The 20,359-nt window shown below is 40.0% G+C and carries 20 protein-coding genes; 13 read left to right on the plus strand and 7 right to left on the minus strand.

Annotated features, from left to right (window positions below; genetic code table 11):
• Positions 1-3 precede the first annotated feature (3 nt).
• The 3 genes from CHRY9293_RS01590 to CHRY9293_RS01600 are packed head-to-tail and all read right to left on the minus strand — an operon-like array spanning position 4 to position 1,855.
• Positions 4-639: a conjugal transfer protein TraD gene (locus CHRY9293_RS01590; protein WP_162031306.1), complete on the minus strand. Its 636-nt coding sequence runs from the start codon at positions 637-639 to the stop codon at positions 4-6.
• 3 nt (positions 640-642) lie between these two features.
• Entirely contained in the window at positions 643-1,083 is a 441-nt protein-coding gene (locus CHRY9293_RS01595) for a DUF3408 domain-containing protein (RefSeq protein WP_162031307.1), read from the minus strand.
• A gap of 4 nt (positions 1,084-1,087) precedes the next feature.
• Complete coding sequence (locus CHRY9293_RS01600; protein ID WP_162031308.1) at positions 1,088-1,855, minus strand: ParA family protein; 768 nt, start codon at positions 1,853-1,855, stop codon at positions 1,088-1,090.
• 730 nt (positions 1,856-2,585) lie between these two features.
• Between CHRY9293_RS01600 and mobA the strand changes: the two genes are divergently transcribed.
• Positions 2,586-3,023 (plus strand): conjugal transfer protein MobA, encoded by a 438-nt coding sequence (gene mobA, locus CHRY9293_RS01605; RefSeq protein ID WP_162031309.1) that lies wholly within the window; start codon positions 2,586-2,588, stop codon positions 3,021-3,023.
• 2 nt (positions 3,024-3,025) lie between these two features.
• Positions 3,026-4,309, plus strand: a complete 1,284-nt coding sequence (gene mobB, locus CHRY9293_RS01610) for a conjugal transfer protein MobB (RefSeq protein WP_047098922.1) — start codon at positions 3,026-3,028, stop codon at positions 4,307-4,309.
• 1 nt (position 4,310) lies between these two features.
• Here the strand turns inward: mobB and CHRY9293_RS01615 are convergent, their stop codons facing one another.
• The 3 genes from CHRY9293_RS01615 to nhaA are packed head-to-tail and all read right to left on the minus strand — an operon-like array spanning position 4,311 to position 7,837.
• Positions 4,311-5,615: a DUF389 domain-containing protein gene (locus CHRY9293_RS01615; RefSeq protein WP_162031310.1), complete on the minus strand. Its 1,305-nt coding sequence runs from the start codon at positions 5,613-5,615 to the stop codon at positions 4,311-4,313.
• Between the two features lie 14 nt (positions 5,616-5,629).
• Positions 5,630-6,496 carry an ion transporter gene (locus tag CHRY9293_RS01620; RefSeq protein WP_162031311.1) on the minus strand — a complete coding sequence of 289 codons (867 nt, stop codon included), beginning with the start codon at positions 6,494-6,496 and terminating at the stop codon, positions 5,630-5,632.
• 9 nt (positions 6,497-6,505) lie between these two features.
• Positions 6,506-7,837, minus strand: coding sequence for a Na+/H+ antiporter NhaA (gene nhaA, locus CHRY9293_RS01625; RefSeq protein WP_162031312.1), 1,332 nt, complete (start codon positions 7,835-7,837; stop codon positions 6,506-6,508).
• Between the two features lie 207 nt (positions 7,838-8,044).
• Here nhaA and mobC point away from each other — a divergent pair, with 207 nt between their 5' ends.
• A complete protein-coding gene (gene mobC, locus CHRY9293_RS01630; protein ID WP_162031313.1) occupies positions 8,045-10,054 on the plus strand; it encodes a conjugal transfer protein MobC in 2,010 nt (669 codons plus the stop codon).
• Here the strand turns inward: mobC and CHRY9293_RS01635 are convergent.
• Complete coding sequence (locus CHRY9293_RS01635; RefSeq protein WP_228455442.1) at positions 10,028-10,672, minus strand: TetR/AcrR family transcriptional regulator; 645 nt, start codon at positions 10,670-10,672, stop codon at positions 10,028-10,030. The two genes, mobC and CHRY9293_RS01635, sit on opposite strands and share 27 nt — an antisense overlap.
• Positions 10,673-10,741: 69 nt before the next feature.
• Between CHRY9293_RS01635 and CHRY9293_RS01640 the strand changes: the two genes are divergently transcribed.
• The 10 genes from CHRY9293_RS01640 to CHRY9293_RS01685 all read left to right on the plus strand — a co-directional run bounded on the left by CHRY9293_RS01640 (position 10,742) and on the right by CHRY9293_RS01685 (position 20,351).
• Positions 10,742-11,203, plus strand: coding sequence for a pyridoxamine 5'-phosphate oxidase family protein (locus tag CHRY9293_RS01640; protein WP_162031314.1), 462 nt, complete (start codon positions 10,742-10,744; stop codon positions 11,201-11,203).
• A gap of 95 nt (positions 11,204-11,298) precedes the next feature.
• Positions 11,299-12,123 (plus strand): RteC domain-containing protein, encoded by an 825-nt coding sequence (locus tag CHRY9293_RS01645; protein WP_162031315.1) that lies wholly within the window; start codon positions 11,299-11,301, stop codon positions 12,121-12,123.
• A gap of 115 nt (positions 12,124-12,238) precedes the next feature.
• Positions 12,239-12,802: a helix-turn-helix domain-containing protein gene (locus CHRY9293_RS01650; protein ID WP_162031316.1), complete on the plus strand. Its 564-nt coding sequence runs from the start codon at positions 12,239-12,241 to the stop codon at positions 12,800-12,802.
• An 89-nt stretch (positions 12,803-12,891) separates the two neighbouring features.
• Entirely contained in the window at positions 12,892-15,306 is a 2,415-nt protein-coding gene (locus CHRY9293_RS01655) for a heavy metal translocating P-type ATPase (RefSeq protein ID WP_162031317.1), read from the plus strand.
• 98 nt (positions 15,307-15,404) lie between these two features.
• The gene (locus tag CHRY9293_RS01660) at positions 15,405-15,626 is read left to right on the plus strand and encodes a heavy-metal-associated domain-containing protein (protein ID WP_162031318.1); all 222 of its coding nucleotides are present in this window, start codon (positions 15,405-15,407) and stop codon (positions 15,624-15,626) included.
• A gap of 262 nt (positions 15,627-15,888) precedes the next feature.
• Positions 15,889-16,092 carry a hypothetical protein gene (locus tag CHRY9293_RS01665; protein WP_162031319.1) on the plus strand — a complete coding sequence of 68 codons (204 nt, stop codon included), beginning with the start codon at positions 15,889-15,891 and terminating at the stop codon, positions 16,090-16,092.
• A 245-nt stretch (positions 16,093-16,337) separates the two neighbouring features.
• Positions 16,338-17,216: a DUF3347 domain-containing protein gene (locus tag CHRY9293_RS01670; protein ID WP_162031320.1), complete on the plus strand. Its 879-nt coding sequence runs from the start codon at positions 16,338-16,340 to the stop codon at positions 17,214-17,216.
• Between the two features lie 11 nt (positions 17,217-17,227).
• Positions 17,228-17,533 carry a phosphoribosylpyrophosphate synthetase gene (locus CHRY9293_RS01675; protein ID WP_162031321.1) on the plus strand — a complete coding sequence of 102 codons (306 nt, stop codon included), beginning with the start codon at positions 17,228-17,230 and terminating at the stop codon, positions 17,531-17,533.
• Positions 17,534-17,549: 16 nt separating this feature from the next.
• A complete protein-coding gene (locus CHRY9293_RS01680) occupies positions 17,550-19,691 on the plus strand; it encodes a heavy metal translocating P-type ATPase (RefSeq protein ID WP_162031322.1) in 2,142 nt (713 codons plus the stop codon).
• Positions 19,692-19,697: 6 nt separating this feature from the next.
• Positions 19,698-20,351 (plus strand): DUF3347 domain-containing protein, encoded by a 654-nt coding sequence (locus CHRY9293_RS01685; protein WP_162031323.1) that lies wholly within the window; start codon positions 19,698-19,700, stop codon positions 20,349-20,351.
• Positions 20,352-20,359 lie beyond the last annotated feature (8 nt).

Genomic DNA, 20,359 nt, shown 5'->3' on the forward strand with positions numbered 1-20,359 from the left:
TGCTCACACAAACTCCCCAATGTCAAAATCACTCAAATCACTTTTCCGCAAAGTGGAAGAACTGTTCTCCGTTTCAGAAGAGAGTGTACTATCCAAAAGTTCGGCAATTTTTCGGGAAGCACCCTCAACGGAATTTTCCAGCAGGCTGAATAATTCAGTTCCCTGCAATCTTTGAACTATCGCAACCGCTGTTTCTTTTTGGGATTGTTCCAAATTTTCTTTTTGGAGCAATGCGCCTACGGAGCTTAGTTCGTCATAGGTAACCCCTTGGGCAAGACTGTCATCGCCACCGGATATTCCGTACCTGTTCCATTCTTCTTCCTCTTCCTCCAAATCAGGCATATTACTGAAGACTTCGTCCAGCTCTTCCTGCGGAATTTGAATACCTACGTTTTCATTTTCGTCGTATTCAATGTCTAAATTATCGGGGTTTATCTCTACTTCCTCAATTTGGCGTTCATTGGCAGCGTTTGGCAGGGAATGGCTTCTTACAGGCTTGGGCTGACCCATAATATCGGGCAGGTTCGGGTTAACCTTTTCCTGTGCTGGCTTTTGCTCCGTCTTTTTCCTGATAACAATCTTGTCCTGCACAAGCAGGGCAATGACTATGAGCAGGCATATCACAATTACTGTTTCCATAGCTTATAAAATGGGTTTGTACTTATCATTGAAACTCTTGGTAATTTGCTCGCCAAATTCCTGAAAATGGTAATCCAGCAAATTGTCTAAATAGCCGTATATGGTAATCTTATCTTCGCCTATAACCTGTACAATGCGTGACATCTTTTCGTGAAAATCCGGTCGGATATAAACCGTTTTCCCGTCACGGGCATTGGTGTCCGGTTTTTTGAAAAAGATACTTTCATAATCTGCTTCGTTTGCCCTTTTGGTTCTGCTCTTTTCTTTAACCGCAGGTTTCTCCTGTGCCAGTTCTTTAGGCTTAATCTCTTCCTTTTCGGATGCTTCGGTCGGCGGTTCCGGTGGAAGCTGTAAGCCCTCTTTTTTTATGCCATCCACCATCAGGTTCATCATCAGTTCCTCGTTAATATCGGGCGTGGCTTTTTTCTTATTATCTTTCTCCATAGGGCTATAATTGAATGATTTTTAAAAATTCGTCTATGAACAGGTCTAACTGACTGGCTTTCATCAAACGTTCATCGGGAGGCATTACGGTAGAACGGAAAACGGTTTTGCTGTCCGTTTCGCTTTCTTTGCGAAAACGAGTGCTGTTCTTGATTTGGCTTTGCATCAGGCTTAATCCTAATTGCTCAATCAATTGGTTATACACGCCATATAAGGGTGTGCTTTCCCTGCCATCCACCTGGTTCCAAAACAGGTTAATGGTTTCTATGGACGTTTCTCCTTTTTTCATAATCACATCCTGCAAAAGCTGTGTGAAGATGAGCGTACTTTCCATTACCACACGGTCTGCCGTGATGGGCGTAAAAATGTGGTGCATTCCTGCCAATGCTTTCAGAATGCCGGGTGTGTTCACGGTTCCGGGCAGGTCAAAAAATACCACATCAACCGGAACGGAAGAAGTGTTTACAAATTCGTGAGCAGCCTCCAATACACTATCCGCCTTGTGCTGCATAATCGGATAGGCTTTTTTGTTGATGGTGGTAAATTGTTTGTACGCCAGCTTTTTCAAAGCCTCATTTTCCATTACCATTGCCAAATCCCTTGTCTTCATTTTCATAAGGCTGTGCTGCGGGAAATCCGCATCAAATACGGCTACGTTGTAGCCCAACCGATAGTGCATCGTACTTGCAACAAGCGTTGTAAACGTGCTTTTGCCGACACCGCCTTTTTGAGATGAAAAGGCGATAAATACTGTTTTGTGTTTTGCATTCATATTTCTACTGTTTTTAATTATTTATATATCCATTTACTTATGTCCGTATATCCGCAGTTATCTACCTGTGTACTACTGTATATAGGCTTGTCGCTCTGTACATACTTTTATAGTTAAGCAGGTAATGATGCACCAAGCTATGTACCTGAATACACGCTTATAGCTGTATGCAGACAAGTATGTTTGTAGCAACAGACTTGTTTATTTATGTGCCTGAATATGTCCGTACTCAACTGCATAAGCAGGTATCTCAATAGGTACTTTTTCATATCCGTACAGTCATATTTTCCTACATAGCTGATTGCGTACTTATGTTGTTACCTGCATAGCTAACTATGCCCTTATATCTGTTTATAGGCACAAAGAAATGTAGATATATAGGTGCTTTTATCATCGTGGCAGTGTTTGGCGTTCAAAGGCACTGTTTGTCCGGGTGTCGCATTGCAATACTCTCTTAAAGAGTTTTTTACTTTGTAAAATGATTTTTATTAACGGATTTATGCAAAAGTCTTTAGACAAATCGGAGGGTAACGGGAACGGCATCGAGCCGTTTTTCCCTGTTACATTCAATCCGTCCCGTAGGGCGGATTTTTGTGTTCATCGGAACACGGCAAGTTGTGTTTTGAGGCACTCGAAACCGAGTTCGTGCCCCAAAACAACTTGCCCTTTGCAGGGGACAGAAAACACCTTCCGAAGTCAGGGTTTTGTGTGATTTAAAAATGGATTAGTGATGAACGACAACAGTAACAAAAAACAGAATAAGGGCGGGCGGATCCCAAAAACCGACCCTAGCGTCCACCGCCACGTTTTCCGTCTTACAGATGAAGAAAACGCCAAACTTTTATCGCTTTTTGAAGCATCGGGAATGCCCAATAAAGCAAAGTTTATCATCTCCCTGCTGTTCAGTAAGGAAATGAAGTCAGTTAAGATTGACAAAGGAACAGTTGATTTCTATATGCGATTGACTTCGTTTCACAGTCAATTTCGCTCCGTAGGTGTGAACTATAATCAGGTTGTGAAGCTACTGTACAAGCATTTTTCCGAGAAAAAAGCCGCTGCATTCCTTTACAAACTGGAAAAACAAACGGCTGAAATGGCGATGCTCTGCCAAAAAATCATTCAGCTTACTGAAGAATTTGAGGAAAAACATCTGAAAAAACAGCGTTAGAAATGATAGCAAAAATCGGAAGAAGTGAAAATCTGTACGGTGCATTGGCGTATAATAATCTGAAAGTGGAGAAAGAAAACGGACAAATTCTGTTTACCAATAAGATAATCGAAACGCCAAACGGAGCATATACCGTTTCTCAATTAACCCAATCTTTTGAGCCGTACCTCATCGCAAATCGCAATACGCAATATCACACCTTGCATATTTCGCTCAATCCCGACCCGAAAGATAAGGTAAGCGATGACCAATACAGGGAAATGGCGGAAGAATATATGCGGGAAATGGGTTACGGCGAACAGCCTTTTGTAGTCTTCAAACACACGGATATTGACCGCAGTCATATCCATATTGTATCGGTCTGCGTGGACGAACAGGGCGTAAAGATTTCGGATAAATTTGAGAAAATACGGTCAATGAATGTGTGCCGTGAGTTGGAAAGAAAACACGGTTTGATACCCGCAACAGATAAGGAACGTAACCAAACAGACAAGGTTTTCCGTCCCGTGGATTATCGGGCAGGCGATATAAAAAGTCAGATTGCATCGGTCATTCGACACCTGCCGAACTACTATCAGTACCAAACTTTGGGAGAGTATAACGCTTTGCTTTCCCTGTTCAACATTACCGCCGAGAAAATCGAGGGCGAATTGCAGGGAAAGATGCAGCAGGGCTTATTATATATTCCGCTAAATGAAAAAGGCGAAAGAGCCGGACATCCGTTCAAGGCTTCGCTTTTTGGAAAGAACGCAGGGCTTCCGGCTTTGGAATTGCATTTTGCGAAATGCAAAACGGCTTTGAAAGATAGCCCGACCAAACAGACCCTAAAATCTGCCGTTACCATTGCCCTGCAATCCACAAACAACGAACAGGCTTTTAAAAAGCAATTAGGAGAACAGGGTATTAATGTTGTAGTGCGAAGAAACGATGCAGGACGTATATACGGAATGACCTTTATCGACCACAATTCCAAAATCGTATGGAACGGTTCACGTTTAAGCAAGGAACTTTCCGCCAATACCTTTAATGATTATTGGAACAATAACATCAAACCCGATATTAAAGAACCTGCCGTATCACAACCAAAACTATCCACATCAAATGATGCGGATCTTCCTGCGGAAGAACCACACCATTTGTTCGACTTTTTACATACTGAAAAACACGAAGACGGTTTGATTGAAGCATTGGGCGGTTTATTGCCCGAAGCACAGGGCGAAGATTACGAGGAACAAGATTTTGCCAATAAAATGAAGAAGAAAAGAAAGCGTGTCAAAAGAAGATAATTTATAAAAACTCATCTTGCACCAATAAAACTTCCTGACTGCTTAACCGTTCATTCAGCCATTGTTTTATTTTGTCTTTATCTTCATTTTTGAGTTTCTTACCCGCATTGTACAATACCAAGAACTGAACTTTTGTGCTATCGGTATTCGGATATTTTTCAATTTTTCCCAATTTGATATTCTTAAAATCGGGAAAAAGTATGTTCATTTCTTTTACAAGATTTGGTTCGCTGACTTTGTATTTATCCAACTCTTGTCGTAAATTATTGATGGTTACATCTTTCTCGGAAACAGAAGCATTCTGCTTGTTTATTTCACTCAATATTTCGGATTTGATGTCTTCCTCGTTCTGCCGGAAACTCAATACGGTATTATGAATACCTTTTTCGTCAAGCAGGCGATTATACATTGCTATTTCATCTTTGCCCAACTTCTTATTCAGGAAAGCGATGTCCACCGTTCGGGGACTGGCATTGTAGTTCAGTTTTTTATAAATCACGGTAAAGCCCCGGCTACTAAATTCTGAATTGATGAAATCCTCGACCGTATTGGTAAATTTTTTCTCGTTGAAAAGATTGTAAGCCAAGTAAAAGCTCGGAACTATCATTATCATCACCAATGTGGTTATGCCCAATCGGATTTTTCTTTCATAAAGCCTGCCTTTAAAGCTCGTAGCGGGATATTTCAAATATTTGACCACAAAAAACGTGGCTATACAAATGAAAAAGCAGTTGATGGTATATAGATAAAACGCTCCTGCAAAATAGGACAAATTAAACGTTGCCAATCCATAACCTGCGGTACACAAAGGTGGCATCAATGCCGTTGCAATAGCCACGCCCGGAATTGGATTTCCTTTTTCTACCCTTGTAATGGCAATCACGCCGACCAACCCACCGAAAAAGGCAATCAGCACATCGTAAATATTGGGAGAAGTTCTTGCCAACAGTTCTGATTGTACATCTTTGAAAGGGCTTAAATAGAAATAAAATGCAGAAACAAGCAAGCTCACTACCGTAGAAATCAATAAGTTTTTCATCGACTTTCTAAGCAGGGCAAAGTCGTAAGTCCCCAACGCAAAACCCGCACCTACAATCGGTCCCATCAGCGGAGAAATCAGCATCGCTCCGATAATTACGGCAGTCGAATTTACATTTAGCCCGATAGAGGCGATGATAATGGCACAAGCCAAAATCCACAGGTTTGAGCCACGGAAAGAGATGTTGGCTGTTACGTTTTCGAGTACTTTGTTTTTTTCTTCCTCTCCGTTATGAAGATTGATAAAGTCAAATATTTTATTGCTCATAAGAATTGTTAAGTTTAGGAATTGAGATAATGCCCGCAACTGTAACAATATTTGGCATCATCCCGATGACCTTCCTTATTGCAATGAGCACACACTATACCGTTCAATTTGTTATGTTCTTTTTCCTTGCCGATGGATTTTCTTACCTCTTTTGCAATCTCTACACCTACAATTCCGGTAGGCACAGCGATGATACCATAACCGGTAACCATTAGTAGCATTGACAAAAACTGCCCCAAAGCAGTAGTCGGCACCATATCGCCATAACCTACGGTGGTCAGCGTAACAATAGTGTAAAACACACTTTTGGGAATACTCGTAAAACCGTTTTCCGGCCCTTCAATGTAATACATCAATGTACCAATCAATACGGCAATGATTAATACGGTGTAAAGAAATACCATTATTTTTGCTCTGCTAGCCATCAGTGCCACTTTAAGTTTTGCAGACTCTTCCACAAATTCAATGAGGCGAAATACCCTGAACAGTCGGAGTAATCTTAAAATCCTGAAACTACTTAAAATATGACTGCCCTTGATAAAGACAGAAAGGAACATTGGCAATATAGAAAGCAAATCAATGATACCGTAAAAGCTGAATATATATTTTAACGGTTTTTTACTTACAAAAATCCGTAACGCATATTCCAACGTAAAGATGATGGTAAAAATCCATTCTAAAACGATGAGTTCCCTGTGGTAAGTATGGTCGATACCTTCGACCGTTTCTGCCATTATGGTAAAAACGCTTAGCAAGATAGCTATGAGCAAGCCTACGTCAAAAGCCTTTCCAGCAGGAGTATTCACACCATATATGATGATATACATTTTCTGACGGAATAGGTCAAGTTTACTCTTGGGATTGTCAAAATAGTTCGGCATAAGCAGGTTTTAGTTTTTCTTACTTTGTTTGCTCAATACCATATAACCCAATACACCGCCAATAAGAGAGGCTATAAAAATACCAACCTTTGCCTGTACCTTGTATTCTTCGTGTGTGAATGCCAATTCGGTTACAAATAAGGACATCGTAAACCCGATAGATGCCAGCAGTCCTAATCCCAAAAGGTTTTTCATATTCATACCATCGGGAAATGGGGCTATCTTCAATTTTGCACAAAGCCAAGTGAAACCTACTACGCCTATAACTTTACCCAGCAATAAACCCAACGCTACACCGGTAGCTACATTGGTGCTGAACAGCTCATCAACATCAATATCCAATACAGAAACACCTGCATTGGCTAAGGCAAAAATGGGAATGATAATAAAGGTTACAAAAGGGTGCATTGCGTGTTCCAGCTTCTGCAATGGCGGAATGGCGTGGTTTGTATCTGCATTTACATTTTCGAGAATGTGAAGTTGCTCATTGGTCAACGTAGGGACTTTATTATTGGGGTCTGCACTTGCAAACCTTCCCAAATGTTTTTTTATTCTTTCAATGAAAACATCTTCCTTTATTTTCACATCAGCAGGTATGGTAAATGCCGCAAGAACAGAGGCTATGGTTGCGTGAACACCGGACAATAGGAACGCTGTCCAAACACCGCCAATACCCAAGATTGCATAGAATAAAATGCTCCTTACACCCATTTTGTTGCCAATGTACATTGCTAACAGAAAAAGCAAACCGATAGCCAAATTCATCATAGAAATATCGGAAGTGTAGAAAAAAGCAATCACTAATACCGCTCCCAAATCATCAACAATAGCCAATGCCGTTAAAAAAACTTTTAGAGCCAACGGAATACGATTGCCCAAAAGATACAGAACACCCAAAGCAAAAGCAATATCCGTTGCCATAGGAATACCCCAACCGCTTTGCACTTCGCCTGTTGGGTTTAAGCCGAAATAAATAAGGGCAGGCACAAGCATTCCGCCTATTGCTGCGGCAATGGGGAGCAATGCTTTTCTCGGGTTGGATAGCTCTCCGGCTACGATTTCCCGTTTCAGTTCCAATCCCACCACGAAAAAGAAAATTGCCATCAATCCATCGTTTATCCAATGGTGGAAACTGTATTCCAGATAGGTGTTTCCGTTAAACTGAAAACCTAATTTCTGTTCAAAAAAATGGTGGTACTCGTGATGCCAAGGCGAATTGGCTAAAAATAAAGCGATAATTACACTGATACCTAATACCAATCCACCGGATTTTTCCTGTTGGATAAATCTCTGGATAGGCGAAACAACCCTGTCAATAGGAGCTTTCTTGATTTCGTTCATTTCAATTTCGTTATACGGCTGTAAAAGACTTGGAAAGCAAGTCTTCCGATAAAATAAAAGCACAAATTTACAAAATACCATACGATTACAGGCATATAATCGATACAATTCAGCCAAACACTGCCACGTACCGCCAATGCCTGCCACAATCTTATAGCCAAGCTATACAGCCCATAAATTCACGCCCGAACATTAAAACTTAAAATAATGCAGGAAGAAGACGATTTACGAGGGCTTGCCAAGATTATGGCATTTATGAGGGCAGTGAGTATCCTATTGGTACTGATGCACCTTTATTGGTTTTGCTACGGTTTCTTTTTGGAACGTGGCTGGACATTGGAAATCATCAACAAAATATTAGGGAATTTTCAGCGAACGGCAGGGCTGTTTTCGCATACCTTATATACAAAAGCCTTTGCTTTGGTTTTGTTGGCATTAAGCTGTTTGGGAACAAAGGGCGTAAAGAATGAAAAGATAACGTGGACTAAAATCTACGTGGCATTGGGCGTTGGGTTTGTGCTGTTTTTTTTGAACACACCTTTATTAAAGCTACCTCCGGTAATAGGTACATTTTTGTATATCCTTACCATTTCGTTAGGCTATATCGCCTTGCTAATGGCTGGTGTGTGGATGAGCCGATTGCTCCGTACCAACCTGATGGACGACGTTTTTAATAACGAGAATGAAAGTTTTCAGCAGGAAACAAGGTTGATGCAAAATGAATATTCCGTCAATCTACCCACGAAGTTTTATTACAAAAACAAATGGAATGACGGTTGGATTAACGTAGTCAATCCTTTTCGGGCAACGATTGTGCTGGGAACGCCTGGCTCGGGAAAATCGTATGCTATCGTAAACAACTATATCAAACAGCAGATAGAGAAAGGTTTCAGTATGTATATATACGATTTCAAGTTTGACGACCTTTCTACCATTGCGTACAATCATCTACTAAAGAACAGGGATAAATACAAAGTTCAGCCGAAATTTTATGTGATAAATTTCGACGACCCACGCAAGAGCCACCGTTGCAATCCACTCAATCCCGACTTTATGACGGATATTTCTGATGCTTACGAAGCGGCATATACCATAATGCTAAACCTTAACCGAAGCTGGATACAGAAACAGGGCGATTTCTTCGTGGAAAGCCCGATTATCCTGTTAGCCGCCATTATTTGGTATCTGAAAATATACGATAATGGTAAGTATTGTACATTTCCACACGCAATAGAATTGCTGAATAAAAAGTATTCGGACGTGTTCACTATCCTTACCTCATATCCCGATTTGGAAAATTATTTGTCGCCCTTTATGGATGCCTGGCAAGGTGGAGCACAAGACCAGTTGCAGGGACAAATCGCATCGGCTAAAATACCATTATCAAGAATGATTAGCCCGCAGTTGTATTGGGTTATGACAGGCGATGATTTTTCACTGGACATCAACAACCCGAAAGAACCGAAAATTTTGTGCGTGGGTAATAATCCCGACCGTCAAAATATTTATTCGGCAGCACTGGGTTTATACAATTCGAGGATTGTAAAACTGATTAATAAAAAAGGACAATTAAAGAGTTCCGTTATCATAGATGAGTTGCCTACGATTTATTTTCGGGGCTTGGATAATCTTATCGCAACGGCGAGAAGTAATAAGGTAGCTGTATGCCTGGGCTTCCAGGATTTTTCGCAATTAACAAGGGATTACGGCGACAAAGAAAGCAAGGTTATTCAGAATACCGTAGGTAATGTTTTCTCCGGTCAGGTTGTAGGCGAAACGGCAAAGAGCCTTTCGGAACGCTTCGGAAAAGTATTGCAGAAACGCCAAAGTATGACGATTAACCGTAATGATAAATCAACTTCCATATCCACACAGTTAGACAGCCTTATTCCGGCTTCCAAAATTTCAACCTTAACACAGGGTATTTTTGTCGGTTCTGTATCGGATAATTTTGACGAGCGCATCGAGCAAAAGATCTTTCACGCAGAAATCGTGGTGGATAATGAAAAAGTTGCTTCCGAAACCAAAGCCTACCAAAAGATACCGCAAATCTTATCTTTTGTTGATGAGCAGGGCGAGGATAAAATGAAGCAGGAAATTGAAAGTAATTATAAACAGATAAAATCCGACATCCTAAATATTGTAGTCAGCGAAATGAAACGAATTGAGAACGACCCCAATTTACAGCACTTAGTTGTTGGTAAAGACAGGGATTAGTATTTCCTCAACCATTGTCATCAGTCTTTTTTTACTAATATTTTCAGGCCTGATTAAATTTTCAGTTCTTATAAGGTCAAAGGGAAGCATAAGTGTAACATTGCTTACCTTACTTATTTTTTCACCTCTTGATTGTGCGTTGTTAAGTATCGCCTTTACAGCACTTAAATATTTTTCAATTGCCTGAATATGAATAACTGGCTCACGGCTGTTTTCCTTATCCTGCATTCTTAAATAGTAATAATTGTTTATGGCTTCAGCTCCAACTTCGTTGTAAGCTTTCTGATAAAGTGAGAGTAACTGGAAAAAATCTTTTCTTAAAGTTCCATTATCTTGTACCTGACTTAGAAAATCTGCATCAAACAATTTCTTTGTCTTATAAGCATAAATATCTTGTAATAAATCAAAAGGTGATGCCCATCGACGGTACAATACTGTTCTGCTCGTCTTCGCTTCATCAGCTATCTGTTGGAAAGTTAAGCTTGTCAGTTTATTGGTAGCGGCCAAGGTAATAGTAGCATTATACAAGCTTTCCAGTAACTCTTCTCCACGTCTTCTACTTACTTTAGCCTTATCCATAACAAAAGTTTTGTCAAAGATAAAAAAAATAAGGTACAATGTGTTCCTAATTTAAAAAATACCTTATCTTTGCATAAGATACATTATGTACCTTATAATTTTATTAAAATGGAAAATACAAAACAACAAAATGACCTCGTAAATGAAGAATTGAGGGACTTCTTTCAAAAACATCACGATAAGCTTCTTTGCACAGCCAATAAAAATGGTGAACCCTCAATTTCATTAATGGGAACCCCAAGACTTACCGAAAATGAAACTATTGAATTTGAGTTAAGCGATGACCCTTCGGTGACACTCAACAATATTTTAGAAAATAAAGCGGTTGTATTTATGGTATATGAGCCTGCGCAAAGAGCAAGGGATTATAAAGGGGTAAGAATTTATGCAAGTGTTGTAGAAGTGCTTACAGAGGGAGAAAAACTTGAAATGATTAGGACAAAAATTAGAGAAAGGTTTGGGGAAGCAAAAGCATCGGAACTGGTTGCAACTGTCACCTGTGAAATCAAAAAATTACGTCCTGTTGTAGACAGGGGGCAATTATGGAATGAACCACCCTTAGAAGACTAGTAATCAAATACAAAAGTGAGCCTTGATAAGAGGTCTGAGAAATCATCAAATCCTAAATATAAAGTAGGCATTGATGATTTCTTTCAATTATATTTATGGAGAAATTTTATCAAGAAACACTACATAAACTTGAAACGGCAATCGACGAATTAGAGATTGAAGCCGATAACTCAATGCAACGAATAGAAGCCGTTATGCAGCTTGTCATTCAAAGCCTTGCCGACTTAAAGGAGTTTGTACTGAAAAACGACTTTAAGAATATGGAAGAAGAAATCCATTTTTTCAAACATCAGAAACCTGTTATTGTTTCAAAGCTCATTTACTATAATGCCATCTATAAAATCGAAACAAGAAGACCATATGGAAATAAGCGCATCAGGAAACATTTTACCAAAGAACTGAAAAAGCTAAAGAGGTTCTTTGATAGTAACATTGATTTTTACAAGTATTACCGCAGCAATAATTCTTTCGTTGACGAGAAGTTTTTTGTACGTGGCAAGCACGATATAAGGCTATGGTTGGACACTTTTTATTTTGAGGCAGACCATCGCTTTTCTACTTCGCACGATTACAAGGTTGCCAAGATAATTGCCAATGACCTGATACAAGTTTATTTGGAAGATAGACTGAATAACATCAATGAAAAAAAAGGTTCAGACAATTCGCTGAAATGGACGGCAAGCAAAACAGCACTAACCGAACTCATTTATGCACTGTACGCCCACGGTGTATTTAACAGTGGGAATACAGACATAAAATTAATTGCCAAAGCATTTGAAGATGCCTTTAATATTGAGTTGGGCGACTTTTACCACACGTTTATGGAACTCAAAGCCCGTAAAATAAACCGAACAAAATTCCTTGACAACCTGTGTGAAGCACTGATTAAGAAAATGGATGAGCAGGACGAAAAACAGTAAACATATATGTACAACGCCTTTATTCCTCGTGACAAGAAGTCAAAGTAATTAAACTTAAATCGTAAATTTGTTTATTGCTTTTATATTAAATACAAAATGTGGGCAGAGAATAAATATGAATACACTCTTTATAAAAAATATGGTCTGCAACCGCTGCATTTTAGTGGTGCAAAATGAATTGGAAAAACTCGGTTTAGGCATTAAGAATATAAAATTGGGCGAAGTAACCTTAGCCCAAGAGATAACCCCTGCAAAAAAAGATGCTTTGGTAAAAACTTTAGAGCCATTGGGATTTGAGATAATTGACGATAAAAAAAGCAGGATAATAGAGAAGATAAAGAACACTATCATTGACTTGGTACACCATCAGGATAATGATGTAAAAATCAATCTTTCAGATGTATTGAGTGATAAATTGCATCACGATTATAATTACCTGTCCAATCTGTTTTCAGAGGTAGAGGGTACAACTATTGAAAAATACTTTATTGCCCAAAAGGTTGAAAAAGTAAAAGAATTGTTGGTTTATGATGAGCTGTCTTTGAGTGAAATTGCTTTTCGTCTGAACTATTCCAGTGTAGCCTATTTAAGCAATCAATTCAAAAAAGTTACCGGGCTGACACCGAGCCATTTCAAACAGATTAAAGAGGATAAGAGAAAGCCGTTGGATAAAGTGTAAATAAATTTTACAAATCAATTCCAAAATTTCACAATAGCACCCGTTGATATAATAGCCAATTTTGCATTGTTAATTAAAGCAAGCAGAATATGGCAACTAATAATAAAGAAACAATATACATTCCACTGGAGGATGTAGAAAGCGAACATTGTGCATTAATCGTTGAAAAAGGGTTGGCACAAGTAAAAGGCATAGAAACCCACAAAGTAGAGCTAAATAACCGCAGGGCAGCTATTAAAGTAGATAACGGCGAAGCAGTAGCCGAAGCGGTTAAGGCAATTAAAGATTTAGGCTACGGAGTTCCTACGGTTAAAAGTTCTTTTCCTGTATTGGGTATGACCTGTGCATCTTGTGCAGGTAGTGCCGAAAGCATTGTTAAATACCAACCGGGAGTAGTTGATGCTTCCGTGAATTTTGCAACGGGCAATCTTACGGTAGAATATCTACCCAATATGACCAATGCTTCCACGCTGCAAAAAGCAGTACAAGGAGTTGGTTATGACTTATTGATTGAAGACGAAACCACACAGCAGGAAACGTTAGAAGCTATCCACACTGAAAAATTCAGGAAACTCAAAAACAAAACCATTTGGGCAATCATCCTCTCCTTGCCTGTGGTGGTAATTGGTATGTTCTTTATGGATATGCCTTATGCAAACCTAATAATGTGGCTTTTCTCAACTCCGGTACTTCTCTGGTTAGGAAAAGACTTTTTTATTAATGCGTGGAAGCAGGCAAAACACCGTTCTGCCAATATGGATACATTGGTTGCATTAAGTACAGGTATTGCTTACCTGTTCAGTGTATTCAATATGTTGTTTGCAGACTTTTGGCATCAAAGAGGGCTACACGCCCACGTTTATTTTGAAGCCGCAGCAGTAATTATCGCATTTATCCTCTTGGGGAAACTGTTAGAGGAAAGAGCTAAAGGCAATACATCTTCAGCCATTAAAAAACTAATGGGCTTACAACCTAAAACGGTTATTGTGATAGAAGCTGACGGCACAGAAAGACAGAAGGCTATTGAAGATGTAAGCGCAGGTGATATTATACTCGTAAAGCCCGGCGAAAAAATTGCGGTGGACGGTATGGTAACGTCAGGTAATTCCTATGTGGACGAAAGTATGCTAAGCGGCGAGCCTGTACCTGTGTTGAAAAAGGAAAATGAAAAGGTATTTGCCGGAACGATTAACCAAAAAGGCAGCTTTCAATTCAAAGCGGTTAAAGTTGGCAAAGAAACAATCCTTGCACACATCATCAAAATGGTACAGGATGCGCAGGGAAGCAAAGCTCCGGTACAGAAATTAGTAGATAAGATTGCAGGTATTTTTGTTCCGGTAGTGATGGGTATTGCTACCCTTACATTTATCTTATGGTTGGTATTAGGGGGCGAAAACGGAGTTGTGCAAGGCTTGTTGGCAGCCGTTACGGTATTGGTTATTGCCTGCCCCTGTGCTTTAGGCTTAGCGACCCCGACCGCTATTATGGTAGGCGTTGGCAAAGGTGCTGAAAACGGTATTTTGATTAAGGATGCGGAAAGCCTTGAACTGGCTAAAAAAGTAAACGCAATTGTATTGGATAAAACCGGAACCATTACCGAGGGAAGACCGCAAGTAACAGATATTGCTTGGCTGAACAATGACGATACCACCAAAAATATTTTATTACGCATCGAAAAGCAATCGGAACATCCATTAGCGGAAGCAGTAGTAAAACATTTGAACGGAGCAGGAACCGCAACTTTATCATTGTTCGATAGCATTACAGGTAAAGGCGCAAAAGCAGACCATAACAACGAAACCTATTATGTAGGCAATAAAAAGCTATTGGCAGAAAACAACATCGCTATTGCTGACGAATTACAAAACAAAGCCGAAGAATGGGGCAAACAATCCCAAACCGTTATTTGGTTTGCAAACAGCAAACAGGCTCTTTCTGTAATTGCCATTTCCGATAAGATTAAAGAAACATCGGTGCAAGCTATCCGGGAAATGCAGGATATGGGTATAGACCTGTATATGCTGACCGGAGATAATGAAGCGACCGCCAAAGCCATTGCAGCGCATACTGGCATTAAGCATTACAGAGCCGAGGTATTGCCACAGCATAAAGCCGATTTTGTGAAAGAGCTACAAAGCAAAGGCAAAGTAGTGGCAATGGTAGGTGATGGTATCAACGATAGCACTGCATTAGCAACAGCCGATGTAAGTATAGCAATGGGTAAAGGTTCGGACATCGCAATGGACGTAGCCAAAATGACCATCATTTCATCCGACCTTACCAAGATACCACAGGCAATACGTTTGTCAAAACAAACGGTAGCCACCATTAAGCAAAACCTGTTTTGGGCGTTTATTTACAACTTAATTGGTATTCCGGTGGCAGCAGGCATCCTTTACCCAATTAACGGCTTCTTGCTAAACCCGATGATTGCGGGCGCAGCAATGGCGTTGAGCAGCGTAAGCGTAGTAAGTAACAGCCTGCGGTTGAAGTGGAAGAAGTAAAACAGTAAAAATCACAAATCAAATAAGAAATTACACAATAATTCTGAACCAAATAACACTGAAATTTGCATTATCAATAACTCTAAAATTTATTAGCAATGGAAAATAAACAATTTCAATTCAAGACAAACATTAATTGCGGCGGTTGTATAGCATCTGTAAAACCACACCTGGACAATGCAGAGGGCATCTGCCATTGGGAAGTGGACACCAATAATAAGGACAAGTTGCTTACCGTGAAGTCCGAGGGCATTACCGAGCAGGAAGTAATATCCACCGTGCAAAAGGCAGGCTTCAAAATAGAGCCTTTTAACGCATAAGCCCAAAGCCTTTTAAAATGCCCTTTTCCTGACCGAATTTCTATGAGGTTGGGTTGCTGAAAAAGGGCATTTTATCAATTCTGAAAAAGGGTGATAGGTTATTGCTTATATAGCATTTTTTTGTCCATATAGCAAAAAAAACGTAAAACGATATAAAAAACCAATCTAATTTGTAACTTTGTTGCGTTGAAAAATTATAGAATACATATAGGCATTTTGACATTGTTCTGTCTGGTTTTCTTTATGATGCCAAGCCAGAGCTATGCCTGTTCCAAAAATTCAACAAAGACCGAACGGTCTTCCTGCTCAAAAGAGAAGTCCCAAAAATCAGAACACAAAAAAGGTTGTAAGGACAAATCCTGTAAAAAATGCAAAGGTGACAACTGCGGGGGCGGTTGCACACATGGGTCTTGCAGGTGCGGTGCTTCAACAACTTCGGTATACATACCAACCCCAATCGAATTAAAAGCAAAAAATCCATTTGCAGCAGCTAAAAAGCAAAAATTCGGCTTCAAGGAAGCCTATTATTCTTCGGGCTTTTTCTCCATTTGGCTACCGCCTAAAATAAGCTAAAACTATGGCTTGATAGCCATAGGTGTGTCTTGTCAAAAGCTGTTCCGGCTTTTGCAAACTTCCTATTTGTAGCATTTATCTAAAATTTCAAACAGAAAATGGGTTTGCTAATGCCCCATTTCCAAAAATGTAATTATTATGAAATCATTATCAAAAATAGTGATGGTAATCGCTGTATTACTATCATCAATAAACAGCTTCGCACAAGTAAAAAATGCGAAAACAGAAACCGTAAAAATTTATGGTAATTGTGGTATGTGCAAAACCACCATCGAAAAAGCAGGCAATGTAAAAAATGTAGCGAGCGTGGAATGGAACAAAGATACCAAGATGGCTACACTCAGTTATGACGGCGACAAAACAAATCAGGACGAAATCCTAAAACGTATCGCTTTGGCTGGTTATGACAGTGAGAAGTTCCGTGCGCCAGATGACGTATATGCTAAACTAGCTGGTTGCTGCCAGTATGATAGACCAGTGAAAACGGTTGCCAAAAACAAGGAGGCGGGAATGGACATGAATGCCGGACATGGCAATCACGACCATAGCCAAATGGCAGCACCCGCTAAAAAAGTTGCAGCTAAAAACCAATCACAGCTAAAAGCTGTATTTGACAACTACTTTTCAGTGAAAGACGCTTTGATAAAAACCGATGCGGCAACCGCATCCGCCAAAGCTGCTGAATTGTCAGCATCTATTAAAGCAGTTGATATGAGTAAGCTATCGGCAGAAGAGCATACTGTTTGGATGAAAGTAATGCAAGACTTAGCAGCCAATGCAGAAAGTATTTCAAAATCAAAAGATGTTGCAAAACAGAGAAATGCTTTTGCTACACTATCGGGCAATATCTACACTCTGGCTAAAGTATCCAAGCAGGATGCGCCTGTTTATTACCAACATTGTCCTATGTACAATGGCGGGGCAAACTGGTTAAGTAAAGAGAATGCGGTTAAAAATCCGTATTACGGCGCACAAATGCTTACCTGTGGCAGTACCGTTGAAACCATCAAACAATAAGTCTGAAAGCTATGGTACAGTACAATGACATGGTGCAGGCTCTTAAAGACCTAAAACAACGGGGGTTCGATATGGATTTTAGTCTTTTGTCAGACTGTCTGTATTGCGCATCAAAGAGCCTGAAACTAAAGCCGGAAGACTTTACGGTATTAGAAACACATCGGTTTGAAAGCATAGACAGCAGTCCTGATAACAATGCCGTGATTTATGCCATATCGTCCACTGACGGTAAGAATAAAGGGGTACTTGTTGATGCCTATGGTACTTATGCCGAAGAAATGACCCATGAGATGGCAAAAAAATTAAGTAAAACTTAACTTTAAAATCTCTTTTATGAAAAAATATACGTGTCCTATGCACCCGCAGGTGCTTAAAGGCGAACCGGGGAAATGTCCGCTTTGCGGAATGGATTTAGTTCCGTTGGGTGGAGCAAAAAAAGAAGCTCAAAGCCATCACGAACACCAACATCACGACCATAAAGAACATTCGCATCATAGTGAAACCCATAATCATTCCGATAGTGGTTACGACAAACATGAAGGGCATCATACCCACGATTTCCTTAAACGTTTTTGGGTAAGTTTAATTATTACCGTTCCCATTTTGCTCTTATCGGAAATGATACAGCATTGGTTCGGTTTTACTATCGCTTTTCCGGGAGATAAATATGTACTGCTGACATTGGGAACAATTATTTACATCTATGGCGGAATGCCTTTCCTGAAAGGTATGATAGGCGAAATCAAAGCCAAAGCCATCGGAATGATGACTTTGGTAGCCATCGCTATTACTGTCGCTTATGTATATTCTGTAGCCGTGGCACTGGGATTGAAAGGTATGGATTTCTTTTGGGAATTGGCAACCCTTATCGTGATTATGCTTTTGGGGCATTGGCTGGAAATGCGTTCTACTATGGCAGCTTCAAAAGCATTACAGTCATTGGTGGCACTTTTACCAAACGATGTTACGGTGGAGCGAAATGGTGAAGCCATAAAAATAAAACTCGAAGACCTAAAAAATGGCGAAACCATTATCATCAAACCCGGTGAAAAAATTCCTGCCGATGGAACCATTGTCGAGGGAGTTTCTTACGTAAACGAAAGTATGCTCACAGGCGAAAGTGTTCCGGTGAAGAAAGAAAAAGACGGAAAAGTAATTGCAGGTTCTATCAATGGCGAAGGTGCGTTAAGGGTTACGGCAACGGGAGTAGGAAAAGACAGTTACCTCAATAAGGTTATCAATTTAGTTCAGGATGCACAGGCAGCAAAATCCAATACGCAAAACCTTGCCGATAAAGTAGCCAAATGGCTTACTTATATTGCAATTGCGGTTGGGGTTATCACCTTTATTTATTGGTTTAGTAGTAGCGGAGATATTGCCTTTGCATTGGAACGAATGGTAACCGTAATGGTTACAGCTTGTCCCCATGCTTTGGGGGTGGCAATTCCGTTGGTGGTCGCCATTTCCACAACACTTTCTGCTACCAATGGCTTGCTCATTCGCAACCGTACCGCTTTTGAAACCACCCGGAAATTATCTACTATTATTTTCGACAAAACAGGAACGCTTACCAAAGGTTCTCACGCTGTTGAAAAGGTCATCCCATTAACCGATAAATATGCTGCCGAGGAAATGATACAGTATGCAGCAGCCGTTCAGCAATATTCCGAACACCACATTGCAAAAGGTATTTTGAAAACTCTAAAAGAAAGAAACCTTGAACTATGGAAGTCGGAGAATTTCAGCTATATGGCAGGTATAGGTGTAAAAGCAGTAGTAAATGGAAAGGAAATAGTAGCGGCAGGACCTAATTATTTCAAACAAAACAATCTTACAGAGCCTGAAACGCCAAAAGAAATCAATCAAAGTATTGAAACAGTCAATTATGTTTTTATTGATGGTGAAGTAATAGGGATTATCACGTTGGCTGACAGTATTCGTGAGGGTTCACAAGTAGCCATTGACGAGTTAAGAAAGATGAATATCAAATCCATTCTGCTTACAGGCGACAATGAAAAAATTGCGGCAGCGGTATCTAAACAGTTGGGAATGGACGGTTATATCGCCAATGTACTGCCTCACGAAAAACAGGAAAAAGTCAAGGAATATCAAGCCAAAGGTGAAGTGGTTGCGATGACTGGAGATGGCGTGAACGATGCACCTGCATTAGCACAGGCAGATGTAGGTATTGCAGTAGGTTCAGGTACAGATGTAGCAGCCGAAACAGCCGATATTATTCTGGTAAACAGCGACCCAAGAGATGTGGTAAAAATGATTGGCTTCGGCAAACTAACTTATAAAAAAATGGTACAAAACCTGATATGGGCGGTTGGCTACAACGTGGTTGCAATCCCTCTTGCCGCAGGCGTACTTTACCCCAAATTTATTTTAAGCCCCGCTATGGGTGCTGTTCTGATGAGCGTAAGCACCATTGTAGTGGCTATTAATGCAAGTTTTTTAAAAATCAAAAAATAAATAAAAATGAAAAATATAACATTATCAATCGTTGCAGTTATCATGGCATTTGTAACAGTGTCATGCAATCAGACTTCCAACAAAGGTGAAAAGTCTTCAAATGACAGTGCTGTTGTATCAGAAGAACAGTCCTCTGCTCAACCAAAAGAAAATGATACAGTAACAACTCCTGCTGCTACCGATACATCAATAGACGAAACGGCAAAAACAACCACCACAACCTTTTCTATTTCACCCATAGTTACCGATTACCTATCATTAAAGAACGCGCTTGTATCAGATAATGACAAAGCTGCCGCCAATGCAGGAAAAAAGCTGTTGGGTACTTTGAATAAGGTGGATATGAAAGCTATTCCAGCCGATAAGCATAAAGAGTTTATGGAAATTTTTGAAAGTGCAAAAGAAAATGCTGAGCACATTGGCGAAAATGCCGGGAAGATAGACCACCAAAGAGAACATTTAGCATCGCTTAGCGAAGATTTGAAAGACCTGGTTAGTTTGTTCGGCACATCACAAACATTGTATCAAGACCATTGCCCGATGTTCAATGACGGGAAAGGAGCTGTTTGGTTAAGCGAAAGCAAAGAAATCAAAAATCCTTATTACGGTTCAAAAATGATTAGCTGCGGTAAGCTACAGCAAACAATTAACGGTAAATAAATTCAGGG

The organism is Chryseobacterium potabilaquae (assembly GCF_902728265.1).
Taxonomy (GTDB): domain Bacteria; phylum Bacteroidota; class Bacteroidia; order Flavobacteriales; family Weeksellaceae; genus Chryseobacterium; species Chryseobacterium potabilaquae.